Here is a 20,711-nt window from a genome sequence, read left to right as displayed (position 1 = left end):
CCTGGCGCCCGTTGGCGGGGCTTGCGGGGCAACCGGCCAAAAACCTTCATTTTCCTTTTTTCAAAGTTACGCCAAACGAATATGACTGACAAGAATGATTTCGGCCGCATCGTTTTCGAGCACAACGGAGCCCTGGGCGACATGCTGGCGGCTTGGCCTGCGGCGTTCAGCCTTTGTGCGCATTTTCGCACGGTATCGCATTTTTTCCGCACCCGCCCGGGCCATGCCCCCTTTTTCGCGGCCCTGGGCGCGGCCCCCTGTCCCCCACTCCTTTGCCGTGAACTGGATGCCCTGTACGGCGCGCCCCGCTGGCCTGGATCACTGGCCGACACCCTGGTGGTCCGTCCGGGGCTTTTCCGGCGGCCGGACATCCCGGACGACCCGCGCTTCCTGTTTCTGTCCGGGGTGGTCCCGGGCCGCTTCGACCCGCCCTCTGCCCTCTACCGCGAGGCCCTGGCCGCCCGGGGCATCCCCTGGCGCGACGACTGGCTGGCCGTCTTCCGGGATCGCTTCGGAGGCCGGACGCCCTCGGCCGGTATGGGAAAACCAGGCCCGCCCGCCGTGCTTCTGTTCCCTGGCGCGGGGCACGTCAAAAAGACCTGGCCCATGGATAATTTTCTGCGGCTGGCCGGGATGCTGGCGAAATCCGGTCTCGAACCGATTTTCGTGCTGGGACCGGCGGAAGTGGAACGCGGCGTGGATGTCGGGCCGTGGCCGCGCCGCGTCCCGGACAGTCTCGAGGAACTCATGGCGCTTCTGCGCCCGGCCTGGGCCGTTCTCGGCGCGGACTGCGGCCCCATGCATCTGGCGGGCCTGCTCGGCGTTCCCGGGGTGTCGGTGTTCGGGCCCACCTCGCCCCGACAATGGGCGCCGGAGGGCATGGCCGTGGTCACGGCGGACATGCCATGCAGCCCGTGCGTGCAGGTGACTTCAGGGGATTTCGCGCCGGGCTGCCCCGTGTCGCCGCCGTGTCTGACCGGTGTCAGCGTAGAGCGGGTGCATGAGGCCCTGAAGAAGTCGGGGCTGCCGCCCCGAACCCCGCCCGGGGAAAATCATTTCCCCCGGACCCCCTGATCCCGGACAAGCGCACATCCCGCCGCCATCAACGCCTCGGCCGTCACCGCTCCCCGCCGCGCCACGGCCGCCTCACGGCCAGCCGCGCGCCTCCCAATAGGCGTACTGGTTGCGCCACACGTCCTTGGCGGCCCGTATCTTGGCCTGGAACTCATGGCGGTTTTTGTCGATGTCCTTGCGCTGGTCGAAATAGGCGCGCTTGTCGCGGATGTCCGCAAAAAGGGCCTGGCCCAGCGTGGTGGCGGTCTGTTCCGCCGCCTCCACGGCCTGCGGCCCCTGGGTCACCACCGCGCCCACCGTGCCGGTGACGTAGGCCCCGAAATCCAGGAAATTCATGGACAGGTAGCGGGTGATGACCGTGTCGTCGCGGCCGCCCGTGGCCGCTGCGCAACAGTATTTGCCGTCGAAGGACTGCAGGTGGATCACATCGGCCATGCGGTCGATCAAGGCCTTCATCTGGGCCCTGACGCAGAAGGAATAGTTGGGCGAACCCCAGACCATGCCGTCGGCGGCCAGCATCTTGTCCAAAAGCCCCTGATAGTCGTCCTTAAAAAAACACGACCCCGTATCGAAACACTTGCGGCAGCCGATGCAGAATTCGATTTTAAGTCTGCACAGGTCCACGAATTCCACCTGTGCGCCGCAGGAGGCCGCGCCGTCCAAAACCCCCTGGACCAACCGCCGGGTCTGGCTCTTTTTGCCGTTGGGGCTGGCGCAGATACCCAGAATCCTCATGTCGCCCTCCGTTTCGGCGGCCCCGGCTGCATGCTCCGGCCTACCATGGTTGCGGCGCGGATCACTCCCAGCCGTGTTTCTGAAAGATGCGACGGGCCGCGTCCGTGCCAAGGAAATCCACAAAGGCCCTGGCCTCGTCGGGACGCTTGGTGCGCCGGGTCAGGGCCACGGGCGTGCCGCGAAGCCCGCCTGGGCCGTCGATGGGCACAAACGCCTCCCCGCCGGTCAGGCGCACGAACCAGGACCGGTAGGTCACCCAGGCGTCCAGTTCGGGATGCGCCGTCCAGGCCGCAAATCCCTCCTCGCCGGAGGTCACGTGCAGGCCGACATTTTTCGTCCCGCCCGGCGCATCCCCGCGAAAGGCCTCCATGTTCTCCAGACCCACGTCCAGAATGGACACTCCGGGCCGGGACAGGTCAGCCGTCCCCCGGATGCCCTTGGGATTTCCCCGGCGCACGATGATCCCGATGCGGCGGGGAAAAAGCTGGCGCACGGTCGCCTCGTCCACCACCCCGGGATAATCCAGGATGAAATCCTCCATCATGTAAGGCGCGCCGCCGTAATAAACGTCGCCATCCGTGGCCACGCGTCCGGCGATCTGCTCCGGCTGCCCTTTCACCACCTGAACCGGGATGGAAAACTCCCGGGAAAAGGCTTCGGCGCATTCGCGCATGGGCAGATACGGCCCGCCGGGGCCGTAGACGAGAAGCGGCGGCCCGGCGTGGTCTTTGGTTTTCATTTCGGCAAACATCGCCCAGCCTCCCAAAAGGGCCACGGCCAGGGCCAAAACGATCAGCTTCGCCCGGGGCGCGGGTTGCGGGGGGGATTGTTTTTTGTCTTGCATGCCATGTTCCGAAGGCTTTTCACGCGCTTGGCGAAATTACGACTGGGGAGCCGCGAAGGTCAATACGAATCCCGCCGCAACCAGGGCCTCGGCCGTCACCGCCCCCGGCCGGACCACGGTCAACCGGCCGCCGCCGCCTGGCACAGCCACGGTGGAGGCCGGGCCTCCGGCAGGATCGGGCAGGGCCACGACCACGGCGTCGGCCAGGGCGCACAAATCCGCATCCAGATCGGCAGGATTGGCGGCCGGAGGTCGGCCGCTTATGTTGGCGCTGGTGGCGGCCAAGGGAGAGTCGGCCAGACGACACAGGGCGGCGGCCACGGGATGGGGCGTCACCCGGATGGAGGTACGGCCCTGGGCGTCTTTCACCAATGGCGACAGATCCTCCCGGGTGGGAACGACCAGGGACAGCGGCCCCGGCCAGAAATCACGGGCCAAACGCAGCATGTCCGCAAAGGCCGCCGAGGCCGTAAAACCCGGGGACAGTACGCCACGCACCTGTTCCATGTCGGCGGCCAGAAGCGGCAGGGGCTTGCCCGCCGGACGCCCCTTGATGCCCGCCACCCGGGCCAGGGCCTGCGGAAAAGAAACGGCCGCGCCCAGGGCGAAATAGGTCTCCGTGGGATAGACGCACACCCCGCCCCGGCGCAGGACGTCGCCCGCCCCTTCAAGGTCCGCCACGGGAACCAGACCGCAATTCATGATGATTTCCCTCGATTCGACGCCCCGTTCTTTACAAATCGCCGGGCATCGGCCATCACTGCCCCCAAAAGGCCGCATGCTTCCCCGGCAAGCCTGATCGTACGGATCACGCCGGATGCACCATATCTTTGCTGTAGCACCATCGGCCCTGACGGGCAAAGGCCGCCTCATGACAGCAACCGTTTCCGCGCCCCCTGGGCCCCTGCCCCCGCTGCCCGAACTGCCGCCGGACATCCTGTCCCGGCTGGCGACGGCCATGCCCGTATGGGCCGTCTCCTCGGAACACGCCGGTGTGCGGCTGTCCATGGTCCGATCGCTTTTGTCCCGAAAGCCCCTGGACCGGGGGCTGGCCCATGCCGTGGCCGGGTCGCTCTTCTGGGCCTGGCAGGAAGACCCCCTGGACCCACAAGTCACGTCGGCGCTCCTGGAACTGGATGCGGCCATGCCCTTTCTGCCCGCCCCGGCCCGGGCCCTGGCGGCCGCGCTGCTTCCCCGGCTGGCGGTCCCGGCCGATCCGGATCTGTGGGAGGCCGTGGCGGCCTGCGACGATGCGGACATGGTCCGGGTCTACCTGGACAAGGCCACGGCCGATCCGGCCCATGGGCTTTTCCGGCTGCGCAAGGCACTTGGGGCGCTCATCGATGCCGGGGACATGGGCCGCTTGCTGCGGGTGCTCGCAGGCTCGCCGATACGCGATTTCCCGCCGCTTCTGGAACGGCTGTGCGCCGAGGCGGCCTTTTTCTGCGAATCGCCGGACAAGGCCCTGCGGCGTCTTTCCCGGCTGGAGCGGGAGTTGTGGGGGCACCTCGCCGATGCGCTGTCCGCCGCCCTCCTGGCCCGGGAGGGCGATACCGGCGCGGCCCTGGGCTTTCTCGCCCCGCTTGGCCGGGCCATGCCCTGGCATGTGAACCTGACGCTTGTCCGGCATGATCTGGCCTGCGGTCCCCGGCCCGCCGCGCCGCCGTCGCCTGGGGACATACACCCGGGCGAGGCCGCGGTTTTGCTCTACACCTGGAACAAGGCCGGTTTTCTCCGCGACACCCTGGAAAATCTGGCCCGCACCCGGCTTGGCCCCGCGCCGGTGATCGTCCTGGACAACGGCTCCACCGACGACACCCCGCAGGTGCTCGCCCAGGCCGCCATGCAGTTTGCGCCGGGGCAGTTTTCGACGGTGACCCTGCCGGTCAACGTGGGCGCGCCTGCGGCCCGCAACTGGCTTTTGTCTCTGCCTGCGGTGCGCTGCGCCCGGTATGCGGCCTTTGTGGACGATGACGCCCGGCCGCCCCGGGACTGGCTGACGCTCCTTTTGGACGCGGCCCGGGCCAATCCCCAGGCCGGGGCCGTGGGCTGCGCCGTGGCGGACATTCCCGCGCCGCACCGGCTGCAATCGGCGGATTACCACCTGTTGCCGCCCGAGACCGGCCAGAGCCTTCTGGCCGAGGTTCCCGAACGCATCTTCGTCATGGACACCTGCGCCGGAAAACTCGATTTCGGGATGTACCGCTACCGGCGTCCGGCCCTGTCGGTGTCGGGCTGCTGCCATCTGATCGCAAACGCGGCGGTGCGAGCGGCCGGACCCTTCGACATCCGGTTCACGCCCACCCAGTTCGACGACCTGGAGCGGGACATGCGCTCCTGGCTGGCAGGGTTTCCGGCGGTCTACGAGGGTCGCTGCGTGGTGCATCATGTGCAGACCTCGAGTCTGGCCCGGGCCAAGACCACGGCCCAGTCGGCGCATGTGGCGGGCAACAAGTTAAAGCTCGAGGGCGCGCTGGCGCACGCGGATATCGGCAGGCTGTGCAGCGAGAATTACGCCGTGCTGTGGAAGGATTTGCAGGACAAAAACGAGGCGTTACGGGAGGTTTGCCGCTAATGGGATTGTTTTGCTTGGAACCCCAGGCCGTCGGATCCGCCCAGGCAGGCGGCGGATTCCCGAGGCGATGTCCCGCCGTGGCCCATGATCCGGGGTGGCGGCCTTGCGCACGCCCTTCCCCGCGCTTGCCGGATGACCGATGAAACTGACGCTTGTGGCGTACGGAACCCTTGGCGATGTCTACCCCTTTCTGGCCGTGGGCCAGGAACTCAAACACAGGGGATATGACGTCGCAGTCGCCACCCTGCCCCAATACCAGGAAACAGCCGCCTCCCTGGGGCTTGATTTCGCGCCGCTGTGCGACGGACGCCTGCTGGACGACTTCACCCGGAACCGTTTTTCCTGGGACATCGCCAAAGGGTCAAACAGCTTCTTTTCGGATCTGATCATCCCCTTCGTGGACCCGGTCTTCAGGTTCGTGACCTCCCTGGACCTGGAAAACACCTGCGTCCTGGCCTCGGTCCTGGCCATGGGGGCGCGCATCGCCCGGGAGACGACCCCGTTTCGGCTGGCCACCCTGTGCCCCTATCCCGTTTTTTTCCCAAGCCGGGTACGTCCCCCGGCCCTGCCCCGGATCGACTTCACGGGGCTTGGACAATCGTGGCGGAGTCGGCTGTTTTTCCGGATGCTTGGCGGGCTGGACTGGCTTTTGATGGGCCCGCCCCGGGAAAATCCGCGCTCCTATGTGGGAATCAACCGTTCCGCCTTCAGGAAACGCCTCTTCAGCGAGGCCTACATCCGGACATCCGATTTCCAGTGCGCCGCTTTTTTGAACCGCTACCGGCGTGGCCTGGGGCTTCCGGAACGGACGCGTTACTTCGAGGACTACCTCTTCTCGCCGGACCTGGCGGTGGGCCTTTTCCCCGAATGGTTCGCTCCCGTCCAGCCGGACTGGCCGCCAAACGTTGCCCTCTCAAGCTTCCCCAGGCTTATGCGGCCAAACGCGGCCACATCAGAGACGTTCCAACGGTTCATGGCGACGACGCCTGACGCGCCGATTCTTTTCACCTTCGGTTCGCAAAAAAGTCACAACCATGACCTCTTCCGTTTGGCCGCCAGGGCCTGCCTGGACCTGAACCAGCCCGCTGTATTCCTTTCCGGAACCCGCGCGGACATCCCCGCCGGACTTCCGGACAGCATCATTCATCTGGAATTCGAACCGCTGCCGGAGCTCCTCAGGCACATGCGGCTGATCGTGCATCACGCCGGCATCGGCACCTCGGCCGACGCTTTGCGGGCCGGGGTTCCCCAAATCCTGCTGCCGTTTTGCTACGACCAGCCGGACAACGCCACCCGGCTGCAACGCATCGGTGTGGGGAAAATGCTTTCGGCCGGGAACCTGACCGTGGACGGGCTGAAAGAAACCATCCGGCTGGTGCTGGAGACGCCGCGCTACACGGAACGGACCAGGCATTACGCCCAGGCCATGGCCGACACCGAGCGGGCCTTCCCGACCTCGCAGGCCGTCCTGGACTGGATAGGAGTTAGTACGCGTACCGAAAAAGGCGCTGGCGGGTGATCCGTCGCGTGGCCGCTCGCCGCCCCGCGCCGCACGTCCCGCATGCGCCTCGCCAGCACCATGTTGGACAAAATCACCCCGGCCAGGAGGCACCCCGTCCCCGCCACCTGTCCAAGTGACGCGGCCTCGCCCAGCATCAGCCACGACAACCCCGCCATCACCACACGCACATTCGCCCTGAGCGCCTGCGCCGGGATGCTCAATCCCCAAAGGAGAGAGATGAGGGGCGATCTTTCCGATGTCTCTTGACGCATACCCACACCATGAGTACACACTACTCATGCCCTGGACGGTTCTCATACCCAAGCGCGTCGCCAAGCAGGCCCGGAGATTGCCTGCCGTCGTGTTGGACGCCGTGGCCCAGTTGGTGGCCGATCTTGAGCTTGACGGGCCGATCCAGAACGGGTGGCCGAACTACGGCAAGATCACGGGAAGGCCGAATTGCCACCATTGCCATGTCAAAAAAGGCCGCCCCACCTATGTGGTCATCTGACGCATGATCGAAAAAGACACGATGGAGGAGAGCTATGTCGGCGCCCACGAGGGAGCGGATTACGAACGGATGTGTTGACCTGTCGTATCGCGTCCCGGTCAAAAAGGCGGAGATGGTCAAGCGGGTCATGCGGGCGCTGCTTGAGGACGACGAACAGGATGACAGCGCCGGGTATGTCACCCCTGAAGAGGCCTTCGGCCCATCGTCTCCCGCACGGGCGTTGCGCGGCTACCGTTACCGCGAGGCGCTGACCCAGGCCAAACTCGCCGCACTGGTTGGCGTCACGGCGCAAAACATCAGCGACATGGAGTGCGGCAGGCGCGGCATCGGCAAGGAGATGGCCCGAAAGCTCGGGGAAGCGCTCAATGCGCCATGGGCTCGATTTTTATGAAGATTGCCCAGAGACTCGAACTCCTGGTCTACGGATTACCGCCTCGCCGCACATCCCGATAGCGCCGCATAAGCACCACATTCGGCAAAATCACCCCGGCCAGGATGCACCCCATGCCCGCCACCTGCCCAAGGGACACGGCCTCGCCCAGAACCAGCCACGACAAGACCACCGTCACCACCAACTCCAGAGACGAAAAGATCGAGGCGTAGGCGCTGCCGATGCGCGCCACCCCGGCGTACAAAAGCGGCATGGACAGCGCCGTGGGCACGATTCCGGCCAGAAGCGCGAACACCACCTGCTCCGGCGTATAGACCAAAACCGCCGTCGGTCCCCGCATGGCCGCAAAGATCACCGCCGCCATCACGAAGATGCACAGGGTGAACTCCATGGGGTTGTCGTTTTTTAAAAACCGTTGCAACACCATAAGGTTCGCCGAAAAAACCAGCATGGCCCCCATCGAGGCCGCAATCCCCGGCAGCGGAGCGGCCGAGGAGAAGGCATCCACGGAGACGAACACACTCCCGGCCAAAACCAACCCAAGCGAGACCACGAAATCGCGACCGGCCGTAAACCCGAAAAAAATCCGCGACAGCACCGCCACGGCCAGGGGATAGAAGTACAGGATCAGCGAATTGGTGGCCGCCGGGATGTACGTCAGCGCGGTGACGAAGAGAAAGGTCTGGGAGCAGTTGAAAACCGGGGTCACGACCGCCGCCCGGAGCATGGTCCGCCTGGGAATGTGCAGCCGCCCCCGATTTTTTACGAGCAGGATAACGGCCACGATCACGGCCGCCACCGAGAACCGGCACATGAGCAAATCCAGCGGCATAAGCCCCGCCGCCATGCCCGACTTGAAGATGATCGGCCCCACGCCGTAGCACACGGCCGACCCGAGTACGTAAAGCACCCCGCGAAGCATGGTGACGCTCCTTGCCGGGCCGTGGAAGCATCTTGACGACCCGGGGTCACGGGCATACCCAAGGCCACCTGGCGACGCAAGCCCGGACACGCCGACACGGCCGTTCCAATCGGCCACGGCCAGCGACAACGCCTCGAACCCGTGACGGGATTCCAAAGGGCGCACGCCCTTTGGCCGCCGGAGGCTTCCCCCAACCACACCGGCCACACCCATAAAGGACCACGCCATGCCCGCACAGACGCCCCGTTTCAGCCGCCGCGCCGGACGCATCAAAATATCGGCCACCAAGCTCATGCCCATGCTCGCCGCCGAGGTGGGCGGCTGCGTGTCGCTGGGACAGGGCGTGCCGTCTTTCGCCACCCCGGGTTTCGTGGCCGACGCAGTCTGCGACGCCCTTCGCCGCGACCCTGCCGCCGGGAAGTATTCGCTGCAACCGGGCCTGCCTGCCCTGCGCCGGGCCGTGGCCGGGCTTTTCGCCCGGGAAAAGGGTCTGACGGCCGACCCGGACAGCGAAATCCTCATCTCGGTCGGGGCCATGGAGGCGCTTCTGGCGGCCATGCTGGTCTTGGTCGACGAGGGCGACGAGGTCATCGTACCCGCGCCGTATTATCCCTCCCATGTGGAGCAGGTGCTCCTCTCCGGCGGCCGTCCGGTCTTTGCGCCGCTTCGCCCCGATTTCAGCCTGGACCCCGGGGCCGTGGCCCGGGCCGTGACGGAAAAGACCCGGGCCGTCATCATCACCTCGCCGCACAACCCCACAGGCGCGGTCTTTGCCGAGGCCGACCTTCGGGCCGTGGCCGAGATCGCCGTGGCCCATGACCTCACCGTCATCTGCGACGACACCTACGACAGCCTGTCCTACGACGCCCCGGCCACAAGCCTGGCAATGTTTCCCGAGCTTCGCGAGCGCATGGTGGCCGTGGGCAGCTTCTCCAAGCGGTTCGCGCTCACGGGCTGGCGCGTGGGCTATGCGTTTGCCCCACGCCCCATCATGGACCAGATGCTCAAGGTGCACGACTGCGCCGCCATCTGCGCCCCCATGCCCGGCCAGATCGCGGCCCTGGCCGCCCTTACCGGCCCGCAGGACGTCTTCGCCGGGTTCGCCGCCGCCCTTTCGGCCCGGCGCGATCTGGCCTGCCGCCGCCTGGACGCCCTGTCCGGGCATCTCTCCTACGTGCGCCCGGCCGGGGCCTTCTACATCATGGCCCGCTACCGGGGCGACGCGCCGCCCATGGACATGGCCGTGCGGCTCATCCGCGAGGCGCACGTCATCACCATCCCGGGCGACGCCTTCGGCCCCGGCGGCGAACAGTCGCTTCGCCTGTCGTTCGGCGCGGATGAGGCGGAACTGACCGAGGCCTTCGACAGACTCGACCGATTCTTCGGAAAATAATTTTCCATAGACGGGCGTTTTCCCGGCCGTTCCTTGCTCTTTTGTGTCTTATGCTTACATCCACAGACAAGCCCAAGGAGGACGCATGGCCGGAGAAAACCGTCTCGCCGCCGAGGTCAGCCCCTATCTGCGCCAGCACGCCACAAACCCCGTGGACTGGTATCCCTGGGAAGATGCGGCCTTTGCCAAGGCCTTGGCCGAGGACAAGCCCGTGTTTTTGTCCATCGGTTATTCCACCTGCCACTGGTGCCACGTCATGGCGCACGAGTCCTTCGAGGACGCCGAGGTGGCGAAGGCCCTGGCCGACGGGTTCGTGGCCGTCAAGGTGGACCGCGAGGAACGCCCGGACGTGGACGCCGTGTACATGGCCGCCTGCCAGGCCCTGACCGGCCGGGGCGGCTGGCCGCTGACCATCCTCATGTTCCCGGACGGCCGTCCCTTTTTCGCCGGAACCTATCTGCCCAAGGTCGGCGCGCCCGGCCGCCCCGGTCTCCTGGACATCCTGGCCGCCGCCAGACAGGCCTGGAACGGCCGCCGAGGCGAACTGGAAAGCGCCACGGGCCGCATCCTGGACCATCTGCGCGACAGCGCCGCCGCCCAGGGCGACATCCCAGGCCCGGACATCTTCAAAACGGCCCTGGACCAACTCAGCCGCAGCTTCGACGCCGCACGCGGCGGGTTCGGCCCGGCTCCGAAGTTTCCCTCGCCGCACATCCTGCTTTTTCTCCTGGATCAGGCGGCGCGTACCGGCGACCCGGCCCCCCGGGCCATGGCCGAACGCACCCTGACGGCCATGGCCCTGGGCGGCATCCACGACCACATCGGCCACGGCTACCACCGCTATTCCACGGACGCCGACTGGCTCGTGCCGCATTTCGAAAAGATGCTCTCCGACCAATCCATGCTGCTCCTGGCCCATGCCGAAACGGCCCATGCCGCGCCGGACGACGCCTCCCGGTCCTTCCACCGCCAGGCCGCCCTTGATCTGGCGGGCTACATGGACCGCGCCCTGTCCGCCCCGGACGGCGGCTTTTTCACGGCCGAGGACGCCGATTCCGAAGGCGTGGAGGGAAAATTCTACGTCTGGACGGCAGATGAAATACGCGCCGTCCTGCCGGAGTCCGACGCGGCATTTTTCATGGACCTTTACGGATTCGCCGAGGACGGCAATTTCCACGACGAGTCGACCCGTCGAAAAACCGGGGCCAACATCCCGCACCTGACCCAGCCCGTCCGGCAATGGGCCGCCGCCCGGGGGCTCGATCCCGACGCCGCCGCCGACCGGGCCGAGGCTATCCGGCAGCGGCTTTTCGCCGTGCGCGAACTGCGCGTGCATCCAAGCCGCGACGAAAAGATCCTGGCCGACACCAACGGGCTGGCCATCGCCGCCCTGGCCCGGGCCGCCCGGCGACTCGATCAGCCCAGGCTGGCCGAACGCGCCCAGGCCGCTGCCAATTTCGTCCTAACGCACATGCGCGACGGCAACGGCCGCCTGCTGCACCGCTTCTGCGACGGCCAGGCCGCCGTGTCCGGGTTCCTCGACGACTACGCCTTCCTGGCCTGGGGGCTCTTCGAGCTGCACCAGACCACCCTGGACCCCGGCCACCTGGACGCCGCCCTGGCCCTGGCGGACATCCTGGCCGCCCGGTTCGCCGACCCAAAACGCGGTGGTTTCTTCCTCACTGCCGACGACGCCGAATCCCTGGCGCTTCGGCCCAAAGACCTCTTCGACGCCGCCGTGCCCTCGGGCAATGCCGTGGCCCTGTTCCTTCTGACCGCCCTGGGACGCCTGGCCCATCGCCCGGACCTGGAAGACGCGGCCCGCACGGTCATCCCGGCCCTGGCCCCCCTGGCCGCAGACTATCCCGCCGGTTTCACGCACTTCCTGTCCGCCCTGGCCTTCGCCACCGGCCCGGACGCCCTGGCCACGGTCACCGGCGACCCGGACGCGCCGGACACCATGGCGCTCCTGGCGGCCCTGCGCCGGGCAGGCGCGCCGGGACTGCTCGTCACCCTCGTGCCGGACGCCGAACCGGCAAAGGTCAGCCTGTGCCGCGACCGGACCTGCCTGCCGCCCGTGGGGAGTGTTGAGGAGTTGGAGGGGATATTGGGAGAGGGGATAAGTGGGGGCGCTGCCCCCACGCCCCCGGCAGGGGCCTAAGGCCCCTGCACCCCATGTATCGTCGGTCTGTTCCGGGCGCGCTGCGTCCGGAACAGACCGCCGGGGGATGGAAGGAGGGGATGGGGGGGAGTGGATGAAAGGGGGGTGACTTACATTGAGGAGTTACGGGGTGGAAGGAACCGGGAAAACCGGTTCGGGTCGCCCGCCCCGGTTGAAAAACACCCGCTCCGGACGCCCCGCCGCATCGAGTTCCACCCGCATGGAAAAGGTCGGATGATCAGGATTGCGCCAGCCCTCGGGCAGAATCGGACTCGTGCCCAGAAACCGCATGTCGGAAAAGATCAAGGTCCGGGCAGGTGCGGATATCCGGGGGGATGTGTCGCCTGATGTCGCGGCCTGCCCGGCCTGGGCCGCAGGAATGAGGCCGTCGCCTGGGCTGGGAGCGGCCGTGGAGGTCGGAGCGGTCGGGCCTGCGGCGCTGCTGACGGCCGGAAATTCCGCAAACCAGTCGTAGGTGGCCAGGATCGGGGCGTCCCGGCCCAGCCGCCGCAGTTCCCTGCGGTCGGCTTTTTCGCGCACGGCCACATCGGGTCCGCCGGAGGGCTCCAGAAGGCTGGCCCCGCGCACCCGGTAGCTCTCGCCGTCGTCCACCACCACCTTCCAGAAAAAAGGGCTTAGGGCGTCCGTGGTCACATGGGCCACAGCCCGGGGCAGGCCCTCGGCCGCCAGGCGTTTCTCCTGGGCCGCCGCCACGATCTCCCGCAGCCCCAGGCTGGCCGCCGGATAGAGAAAGAGCCAGCCCAGGGCCAGGGCGGCCACGGCCTTTGCCCGGGGCTTCATGAAAAAGCCCAAAATCACGGCCACCAACATCACCCCGGTATAGATGGGATCCACGATGAAAACCGCCGGAAGCCCGATGCGCGCGTCGGAAAAGGGCAGAAAAATCTGCGTGCCGTAGGTGGTGATGACGTCCAGGAAATCATGCAAAAGGATGCAGCCGTAAGCCAGGGCAAAGACTTTGGCGAAGGACGCCCCCCGCGACAGGGGCCGAAACGCGGCGGCCAAAAGGACGGCCATGGCCGCCCCGCCGAGGATCGAATGGGTCAGGCCCCGATGATGACGCATGTAGGCCTCGGGCCCCAGGTAGGTCACGAGGTTGTCGATATCCGGAATCCAGGCGCAAAGGACCGTGAAGAAAATCAGCCATCTGCCGCGCGGATACCGGTCGCGCACGGCCTGGCCGACCAGAATGCCGCTGGCCACATGGGTTACGGGGTCCATGGGGTGCTCCTGATGAGGCGTATGAGGGACACGCGGGCAGTTTGCCGTTGCAGACGACTGAAAGCATATAATGCCCCAATGCGCCTTGTCACGCTCCATGCCGCCACGCCCCCCATCCTTGCGGGGCGGCAAGGAGTCCGCCGCAGCTCCCTTGAGCAGCCCCAGGCGTTCAGCCAATTCGTGCGTTCCCGAAATGGGCCATTTTCAAGTGTCATTAACGCCGCCGTCAAACAATCTCGCGGGCGGGTCGCCAAACATTTCGCTTGCCTTTTTCGGGAGGCGCGTCTAGAGTTTCGAGCTTTCGGAGAGGTGCCCGAGCGGCCGAAGGGGCACGATTGGAAATCGTGTGTACTTTTACCGGTACCGAGGGTTCGAATCCCTCCCTCTCCGCCATATGACAACGACGGAAGCCGGGCGGCGGCGACGCCGCCAACCCCGTCAGGTCCGAAAGGAAGCAGCGGTAACGGTTGTTGCCGGGTGTCCGGTTTCCATCAAAGGCGCGAGGAGCGATCCCCGCGCCTTTTTTTGTGGCCTGTCCCCGGAACCCGTCAGGCGGCATGGGCTATTCGATGCAGTCGCGTTCCAGCGCGATCAAATCCTCGTAGGTCTCGCGTTTTCTGGCCACCACCGCCACATCCCCGTCCACCAGGATTTCGGCCGCGCGCGGCCGGGAATTGTAGTTGGAGGACATGGTGAACCCGTAGGCCCCGGCCGAGAACACGGCCAGTAGTTCGCCGGGTTCGATTTCCGGAAGCTCCCGCCCCCGGGCCAGAAAGTCGCTGGATTCGCAGATGGGGCCCACCACATCCACGTTTTTCTCCGGCCGTCCGTGTTTTTTGACCTCGCCGATGGCGTGGTAGGAATCGTACAGGGCCGGGCGCACCAGATCGTTCATGGCCGCGTCCACGATGACGAAATCCTTGCTCGGCGTGCTTTTGGTATACGTGGCCTCGGTGACCAGGATGCCTGCGTTGCCCACGATGACCCGGCCGGGTTCGAGAATGAGCGTCATGGGATGGTTCTCCAGGGCGGCGGACAGGGCCTCGCCGAACTGGGCCGGATGCGGCGGCTCCTCTTCGTTGTAGGTGATGCCCAGGCCGCCGCCCAGATCGAGATAGCGTAGCGGCACGCCCCGGGCCATGAGCTTGTCCCCGAAGCTGACGATCTTGTCCAGAGCCTCCAGGAAGGGCTCGATGCTGGTGAGCTGGGAGCCGATGTGGCAGTCGATGCCCACGGGTTCGATGCCGGGCAGATCCATGGCCCGCTCGTAGGCCCGAAGCGAATTGTCCATGTCCAGGCCGAACTTGTTTTTCTTCATGCCCGTGGAGATGTAGGGATGGGTCTTGGGGTCCACGTCGGGATTGATGCGCAGGGCGATGTGCGCGGTTTTTCCCATGCGCGAGGCAATGGCGCTGATGCGGTCCAGTTCCCCCATGGACTCCACATTGAACATGAGGATGCCCGTGGCCAGGGCCTGCTCGATCTCCGCCGGGCGCTTGCCCACCCCGGAATAGACGATCTTTTGCGGGTCCACCCCGGCGGACAGGGCCCGGTGCAGTTCCCCGCCGGAGACGATGTCCATGCCCGCGCCGCATTCGGCCAGAAGCCCCAGCACGCACAGGTTGGAGTTGGCCTTGACCGAATAGCAGGTCAGGTGCGGCAGGCCGTCGAAGGCCGAGTCGAAGGCCTCGAAATGGCGGCGCAGGGTGGCCGCGCTGTAGATGTACAGCGGCGTGCCGTGGCGCGCGGCGAGATCGGCCACCGGGATGTTCTCGGCGAAAAGCTCACCCTGCCGGTAGGTGAAATGATTCATGACGCGTCTCCTTTTACGATGCGTTTTCCCCGCCGTAGCGTGATTTGAAATCCCCCAGCATCCGCAAGGCCTCAAGCGGCGTGATGCGGTCCACGTCCAGGGCCGCCAGTTCCAGGGACAGGGGGTGGGCCGTGCAGGGCAGGCACGTCTCCCCCGTGGTCCCGGGGTTGGCGAAGATCCCGGGCAGGGCTGGCTGCCCGGCGGACTTCGGGCCATGACCGGCCCGTTCCCCGGCGGCGGCGTCGCGGGTCTTCTCCAGCTCTTCCAATATCTCCCCGGCCCGGCGCACCACGGCCCGGGGCACCCCGGCCAGCCTGGCCACCTCGATGCCGTAGCTGCGATCCGCCGGGCCCGGCACCAGGCGGCGCAAAAAGATGATGTCCCCGCGCCACTGCTTGATGGCGATGTTATAGTTGCGCACCCCGGGGAGCACGCCTTCCAGGCGGGTGAGTTCGTGGTAATGGGTGGCGAAGAGCGTGCGCACCCCGCCCTCCTCGCGGTCGGCCAGGGCCTCGGCCACGGCCCAGGCCAGGGCCAGCCCGTCGAAGGTGCTGGTGCCGCGCCCGATCTCGTCCAAGACCACCAGGGACCGCTTCCCGGCCTGGCGCAGGATGCGGGCCGTCTCGCTCATCTCCACCATGAACGTGCTCTGGCCCATGGCCAGGTTGTCCGAGGCCCCCACCCGGCAAAACACCCGGTCCACCAGCCCCACCCGGGCCGACGCGGCAGGCACGAAGGAACCGATCTGGGCCAGGACGGCGATGATCGCGGTCTGCCTGAGCACCGTGGATTTTCCGGCCATGTTCGGGCCGGTGATCAACAGCACCCGGCGGTCGTCGTCGAGCGTCAGGTCGTTTGGGATGTAGTCGCCCCCGGCGGCGGCCTCCACCACGGGATGGCGTCCGGCCCGGATCTCCATGGCCAGGCCCTCGTGGATCTGCGGCCTGGTCCAGTCCCAGCGCACGGCGGCCTCGGCCAACCCCTGCCAGACGTCGAGGCGGGCCACCACCCCGGCCATGGACGCCAGGCGCTGCCGACAGGCGGCCACGGTCTCCCGCACTTCCCTAAACAGGCTGTATTCCAGGGCCTTGCGCTTCTCCCCGGCCTCCATGAGCCGCTCTTCCAGCTCCTTCAAGCGGGGGGTCACGTAGCGTTCCCGGTCGGCCAGGGTCTGGCGGCGTTCGAAGTGTTCGGGCACGTAGCCGCCGGACTTGGTCAGCTCGAAATAATAGCCGAAGACCCGGTTGAACCCCAGTTTTAAGCGCGGCAGGTTCGAGGCCTGCTGCTCTTCGGCCAAAAGCTCCTTGAGCCTGCCCTCCCCGTGCTCGGTCAGCTCCATCAGCTCGTCGAGTTCGGGACGGTAGCCCGGCAGAAACAGCCCGCCCTCGGTGACCAGGGGCGGCGGCGCATCGACAAAGGCCCGGGTCAGAAGATCACGGATGTCGGACAGATCGTCCCACTGGGCCAGGACCGCCGCAAGCCCGGCCAAGGCCCCGGAGGCCGGGGTGACCGGCGAGTCGGGCGTGACAGGCGAGTCTGGCGCGTATGGGCCGTCGGCCCTCCCCAGGGCCGAATCCAGGCCAGAAATGTCGCCAAAAACGTCGCCAGACACGCCGCTCGATACGTCTCCGGAAACGTCACTCAATACGTTGCACGATTCGTCGCTAGACATGACGCCAACCGAGGCGGGCTCTGGGTTTTCGTCATCCGCACGGCAAGCGTCCGAGGCAGGCGCGTTCCCGGGCACGGCCAAAAGGGCCGCACGCAGCGCCGCAAGCCCAAAAAGGCTTTGCCGCAGGGCCACGAAGTCCTTGGGGGCGCACCGGTTGAGATAGATACGCGCCGCCAGCCGCTCCAGGTCGTAGACCGAATCCAGGGCGCACCGCACCGCGTCGCGCAACGCCCCGTCCGTGACGAAAAGGCTGACCGCCTCCTGGGTGGCCAGAATGGGGGCGGACTCCAGCCAGGGCTGGCGCAGCATGGACTCCAGCAACCGGCCGCCCATGGGGGTGATGGTCCGGTCCAGGACGTGGACCAGGGTGCCGGGGCCCTTTTTGCCGTCCAGGCGGCGAAAGATCTCCAGGTTGCGCTCGGTGACCTCGTCGAGCAGCATGTGCTTTGAGAGGTTGACCGGCCGAAACGGGGACAGATGGGTGATGTCCTGCTTCTGGGTCTGGATGAGATAGCTTAAGATCGCGCCCATGGCCCGCACCAGGGGCGGCTTGTCGGCCACATCCAGAACGGCGAGGTCGGCCACGCCCTGGGCGGCGAGGATGCGCTGGGTGGCCGGGGCCAGGTCGAAATGGGGTCGGGCCGGGTAGCGGCTGATCTGCAGCCCCACCGCCGCGATCTGGCGTGGAGGCTCGAAGCCGTCGGGCAAAAGCAGCTCCCGGGGGGACATTTTGATGGCCCACTGCCACAGCCGGGCCTGATCCCGGGAGAAAAGCCCCGACCATTCCCCGGTGGAGAAGTCCGCCCAGGCCAGCCCCCCGGCCTTTTCCCGCTCGTCCCAGAAAAGCGCCGCCAGATAGTTGTGTTCCTTGGCCCGAAGGCTGGCGTCCTCAACGGTGGTGCCCGGGGTCAAGACCCGGGTCACGGCCCGCTTGACCAGCCCCTTGGCCAGCTTGGGGTCCTCGATCTGGTCGCAGACCGCCACCCGGAAGCCCTTCTCCAAAAGCTGGCTCAGGTAGCCGTCGGCGGCATGGTGCGGCACCCCGGCCATGGGCACGGGAGAGGCGGCCCCGGGGTTGCGCGAGGTCAGGGTGATCTGGAGTTCCCGGGAGGCCGTGACGGCGTCCTCGAAGAAAAGCTCGTAGAAGTCCCCCATGCGGTAAAAAAGGAGCGTATCCGGATATTCGGACTTCACCCGGAGGTACTGCTCCAGCATGGGAGTAAGTTTGACGCCGTTCATGCCGGGGGCGTTCACCTCGTGGCGCGTCCGTCGGAGGGAGTTCCCCCGCTTCGGGAACACATCGGGAAGGCCGCTATTGCAGCGGACCAGGACCGGGCTGTCACGTCCCTACTTCTCTTCCGCCTTGTCCCTGGCGTACCCCGCGTCATCGGACGCATCGGACGCATCGGGCGTCTCAGCGGACGCGTCGGAGCCGGACATCCCGCCGGACATGGAGTCGCTGGATTCCGAACCCGGGGTCGAGGTCGTCTCGTAGGTCGAGGCAGAATACGAAGAAGCGGTTCCCGTGGACAACCCGGAATAGCTCTTGGAGGCCGCCAGCTCTTTCTCCAGGGAGGCGATGCGGGCGGCCTGGGTCTTGATCACCCCGGCCATGCGCATCTTTTCCAGCACGAAATAGCACAGGCTAAATATCCCGCCCACCACGAAGGCCAGCAGCAGCACCACGTAGAACGGAACCTCGGGCGAGGTGAACGACAGGGAGAAGACATCCATCTTGAGTAAAAGCGGCGTGGACAGGATGGCCGTGTTCTGCACGAAAAAGATCATGCAGAAAAAGAAAAAGAGAATCAGCAAAAGCACCTTCAGAACACGCATGGTCTTTTCCTCCCTGGTTTGAGCAACCGGCGCCGCCGTCGGCCGCTGGAAAAAGTCCGTCGAGAAACGATCCGCCCCCCGTGGTCAGCAGGCCGCATCGCCGCGTTGGGGATAGTCCGCAAACAGGGGTTTGATCCGGTCATAGGTGGACAAAAGCAGTTCCGGCACCACCCGGGTTTCGCTGAAAACCGCCATGAACGACGAATCCCCGTTCCAGCGGGGCACCATCTGGAAATGCAGATGGGCCGCGATGCCCGACCCGGCGGCCTCGCCGATGTTCAAGCCGATATTTATGCCCTGGGGATTGAAGGCCTTTTTCATAGCCGCCGTGCAAAAGGCCAACCCATTCGACACCTCGAACATCTCCTCCGGGGTCAGTTCCGTCAGGCAACTGGTGTGCCGGTAGGGAGTGACCATGAGATGCCCGCTGTTGTAGGGGAATTTGTTCATGATCACGAAGGTGTGCGGTCCCCGGGCCAGAATCAGGCGCTGCCTGTCCTGGCCCGTGTCCGTGGGAATGCAGAAAACGCAGTCGTCGGCCTTGGGGCCGAGAATGTACTGCATGCGCCAGGGAGCCCACAGAACTTCATTTTTCACGGGTGCGCCTTTTTTCGTAATTTTCCGTCGGCCTGCGCCGCAGACGGAGTGCCGACCGGGAACAGTCCGCGCCCGCCGCATGGCGACATGCGGGCAGTGCGGAAAGGTACACGCCAACGAGCCCAAGGGCAAGAACCCGGCCGCCCGGTCCAGGCCCGCCCGGGCCGCTTTCGCCGCCTACTCCACGCACAGCATGTCGTAGCGCGTCCCCGTCAGGCATACGCCGCCGGACGCCGTGACCTCGAAGGTGTTCTCCACCCCCACCATGCCCACCCCGGGGATGCCGTGCTTGGGCTCCAGCGCCAGGGTCATGCCCTCGCACAGCGGCTCGTCGAAGCCCTTGGCGATCACCGGCCAGCCGTCAATGGCCAGCCCGATGCCATGCCCCAGGAAGTTCACCTTGTTGCCGCCAAGGCCCATGAACCCCTCCTGCATGCCCGCCGTGCGGGACATGTCCATGGCCATGGCGTACAGTTCCGACGGGACGGCGCCGGGTCGCAGGCTCTCGGCCAAACGGGCCTGGACCTCGATGCAGAAATCGTGCGCCTTTCGGACCTCCTCCGGGATGCCCGAGGCCGGTCCCGCCCAGTACACCTGGGTCTTGTCCGTATGGTAGCCTTCGAGCACGAACCCGATGTCCATGGTCAGCGGCTCCCCGCGCCTCCAGACCTGCCCCGCGCACCCCATGAGCGCCAGGGCCGGGTGTTCGCCGCGAAGCCCCACCGGGCCGTTGAAGACGCTTGGATAGTTGCCCGAATCCCCGGCCGCCACATGCCCCAAAAAAATCTCCTCGCCGTGGGCGTTCATGCGCATGTGCCCCATGTGCCCCAGGGAAAAAAAGGCCTCCCAGGCCTTGTGGGCGGCCTCCCGCTCGGTCATGCCCGGATGCAGCATGGTCGGCAGAAGCTCCTGCAGGGCCTTGTCGTGCCGCGCCCCGCACAGGCGCATCTTGCCAAGCTCCCAGTCGGATTTGACGGCCATGGCCCTGGCCAGGGCCGCATCCCCGGGCACGAAACGCACGTCTTTCACGCGCGCCCGCAAAAGATCCGAAAGCGCCCAGGTCAGCCCCGACATCTCGGCGGCCACGACCGGGGAAAGCGGGCTTCCGGCCTCGGCCAGAAGCCCCGGCAGTTCCGAATAGGACTTATACGGCAGCATGGTCCCCAAAGGCGACTCGAGCCGGGCGCGTTCAAGGCCTTTGCGGCATAAAAATACCGGCTCGCCCGACTGCGGCAGCCACAACACGCCGTTGCCCCAGGTTCCCGTCAGATAGTAAATCCCCATGCGCGAAAACACCGCAAGGCCCCCGGCCTCGGGCGCGACCTCGGCCAGGCGCTGTCGGCAGGCCGCATGCCGCATGGCCATTTCCGAAACCGGCAACCGTTCCAAAGCCTCAAACATCCCTGCCCCCTTGTCGCTGTTCAATCGGTGCAAAACGGCCTAT

17 protein-coding genes, 1 tRNA gene and 1 other RNA gene are annotated in these 20,711 nt (G+C 66.3%); 9 read left to right on the top strand and 10 right to left on the bottom strand.

What is annotated here, in order from left to right; all coding sequences use genetic code 11:
* Window positions 1–81 precede the first annotated feature (81 nt).
* Complete coding sequence (locus tag GD606_RS01670; protein WP_163302189.1) at window positions 82–1,074, top strand: glycosyltransferase family 9 protein; 993 nt, start codon at window positions 82–84, stop codon at window positions 1,072–1,074.
* A gap of 72 nt (window positions 1,075–1,146) precedes the next feature.
* Here the strand turns inward: GD606_RS01670 and GD606_RS01665 are convergent, their stop codons facing one another.
* The 3 genes from GD606_RS01665 to GD606_RS01655 all read right to left on the bottom strand — a co-directional run bounded on the left by GD606_RS01665 (window position 1,147) and on the right by GD606_RS01655 (window position 3,355).
* A complete protein-coding gene (locus tag GD606_RS01665) occupies window positions 1,147–1,809 on the bottom strand; it encodes a flavodoxin family protein (protein ID WP_163302188.1) in 663 nt (220 codons plus the stop codon).
* 61 nt (window positions 1,810–1,870) lie between these two features.
* Complete coding sequence (locus GD606_RS01660; RefSeq protein WP_163302187.1) at window positions 1,871–2,653, bottom strand: substrate-binding domain-containing protein; 783 nt, start codon at window positions 2,651–2,653, stop codon at window positions 1,871–1,873.
* A 36-nt stretch (window positions 2,654–2,689) separates the two neighbouring features.
* Complete coding sequence (locus GD606_RS01655) at window positions 2,690–3,355, bottom strand: L-threonylcarbamoyladenylate synthase (RefSeq protein ID WP_163302186.1); 666 nt, start codon at window positions 3,353–3,355, stop codon at window positions 2,690–2,692.
* A gap of 169 nt (window positions 3,356–3,524) precedes the next feature.
* On the opposite strand from GD606_RS01655, the gene GD606_RS01650 reads away from it, so the two are divergent.
* The 4 genes from GD606_RS01650 (at window position 3,525) to GD606_RS01635 (ending at window position 7,631) form a co-directional block, all read left to right on the top strand.
* Complete coding sequence (locus GD606_RS01650; RefSeq protein ID WP_163302185.1) at window positions 3,525–5,228, top strand: glycosyltransferase family 2 protein; 1,704 nt, start codon at window positions 3,525–3,527, stop codon at window positions 5,226–5,228.
* A gap of 139 nt (window positions 5,229–5,367) precedes the next feature.
* Window positions 5,368–6,747 (top strand): glycosyltransferase, encoded by a 1,380-nt coding sequence (locus GD606_RS01645; RefSeq protein ID WP_163302184.1) that lies wholly within the window; start codon window positions 5,368–5,370, stop codon window positions 6,745–6,747.
* Between the two features lie 280 nt (window positions 6,748–7,027).
* Window positions 7,028–7,240 (top strand): cytotoxic translational repressor of toxin-antitoxin stability system, encoded by a 213-nt coding sequence (locus GD606_RS01640; protein WP_246298922.1) that lies wholly within the window; start codon window positions 7,028–7,030, stop codon window positions 7,238–7,240.
* Between the two features lie 34 nt (window positions 7,241–7,274).
* Window positions 7,275–7,631, top strand: a complete 357-nt coding sequence (locus GD606_RS01635; protein ID WP_246298921.1) for a helix-turn-helix transcriptional regulator — start codon at window positions 7,275–7,277, stop codon at window positions 7,629–7,631.
* 28 nt (window positions 7,632–7,659) lie between these two features.
* Here GD606_RS01635 and GD606_RS01630 read toward each other — a convergent pair whose 3' ends face one another.
* Window positions 7,660–8,553: a DMT family transporter gene (locus tag GD606_RS01630; RefSeq protein WP_163302183.1), complete on the bottom strand. Its 894-nt coding sequence runs from the start codon at window positions 8,551–8,553 to the stop codon at window positions 7,660–7,662.
* A gap of 226 nt (window positions 8,554–8,779) precedes the next feature.
* Between GD606_RS01630 and GD606_RS01625 the strand changes: the two genes are divergently transcribed.
* On the top strand, window positions 8,780–9,946 hold the full coding sequence (locus GD606_RS01625; protein WP_163302182.1) for a pyridoxal phosphate-dependent aminotransferase: 1,167 nt from the start codon (window positions 8,780–8,782) through the stop codon (window positions 9,944–9,946).
* A gap of 85 nt (window positions 9,947–10,031) precedes the next feature.
* On the top strand, window positions 10,032–12,107 hold the full coding sequence (locus tag GD606_RS01620; RefSeq protein ID WP_176629180.1) for a thioredoxin domain-containing protein: 2,076 nt from the start codon (window positions 10,032–10,034) through the stop codon (window positions 12,105–12,107).
* A gap of 123 nt (window positions 12,108–12,230) precedes the next feature.
* On the opposite strand, the gene GD606_RS01615 is transcribed toward GD606_RS01620, so the two are convergent.
* On the bottom strand, window positions 12,231–13,349 hold the full coding sequence (locus GD606_RS01615) for a metal-dependent hydrolase (protein WP_163300421.1): 1,119 nt from the start codon (window positions 13,347–13,349) through the stop codon (window positions 12,231–12,233).
* 303 nt (window positions 13,350–13,652) lie between these two features.
* Between GD606_RS01615 and GD606_RS01610 the strand changes: the two genes are divergently transcribed.
* Both GD606_RS01610 and ffs read left to right on the top strand, forming a co-directional pair.
* A tRNA-Ser gene (locus tag GD606_RS01610) sits at window positions 13,653–13,742 on the top strand.
* Window positions 13,743–13,751: 9 nt separating this feature from the next.
* Window positions 13,752–13,845: signal recognition particle sRNA small type (gene ffs, locus GD606_RS01605), an RNA gene on the top strand.
* A gap of 66 nt (window positions 13,846–13,911) precedes the next feature.
* On the opposite strand, the gene lysA is transcribed toward ffs, so the two are convergent.
* The 5 genes from lysA to GD606_RS01580 all read right to left on the bottom strand — a co-directional run bounded on the left by lysA (window position 13,912) and on the right by GD606_RS01580 (window position 20,668).
* The gene (lysA, locus tag GD606_RS01600) at window positions 13,912–15,162 is read right to left on the bottom strand and encodes a diaminopimelate decarboxylase (protein WP_163300420.1); all 1,251 of its coding nucleotides are present in this window, start codon (window positions 15,160–15,162) and stop codon (window positions 13,912–13,914) included.
* Between the two features lie 13 nt (window positions 15,163–15,175).
* A complete protein-coding gene (gene mutS, locus GD606_RS01595) occupies window positions 15,176–18,073 on the bottom strand; it encodes a DNA mismatch repair protein MutS (RefSeq protein ID WP_163300419.1) in 2,898 nt (965 codons plus the stop codon).
* A gap of 108 nt (window positions 18,074–18,181) precedes the next feature.
* Entirely contained in the window at window positions 18,182–18,670 is a 489-nt protein-coding gene (locus GD606_RS01590; protein WP_163300418.1) for a LapA family protein, read from the bottom strand.
* Between the two features lie 84 nt (window positions 18,671–18,754).
* Window positions 18,755–19,234, bottom strand: coding sequence for an HIT family protein (locus tag GD606_RS01585; protein WP_246299052.1), 480 nt, complete (start codon window positions 19,232–19,234; stop codon window positions 18,755–18,757).
* Window positions 19,235–19,444: 210 nt separating this feature from the next.
* The gene (locus GD606_RS01580; RefSeq protein WP_163300416.1) at window positions 19,445–20,668 is read right to left on the bottom strand and encodes a M24 family metallopeptidase; all 1,224 of its coding nucleotides are present in this window, start codon (window positions 20,666–20,668) and stop codon (window positions 19,445–19,447) included.
* Window positions 20,669–20,711: the final 43 nt, after the last annotated feature.

Source organism: Desulfolutivibrio sulfodismutans DSM 3696 (assembly GCF_013376455.1).
Lineage (GTDB): Bacteria > Desulfobacterota > Desulfovibrionia > Desulfovibrionales > Desulfovibrionaceae > Desulfolutivibrio > Desulfolutivibrio sulfodismutans.
The sequence above is the reverse complement of the archived record's forward strand: the minus strand, read 5'-3'. Positions and strand labels throughout refer to the sequence as shown.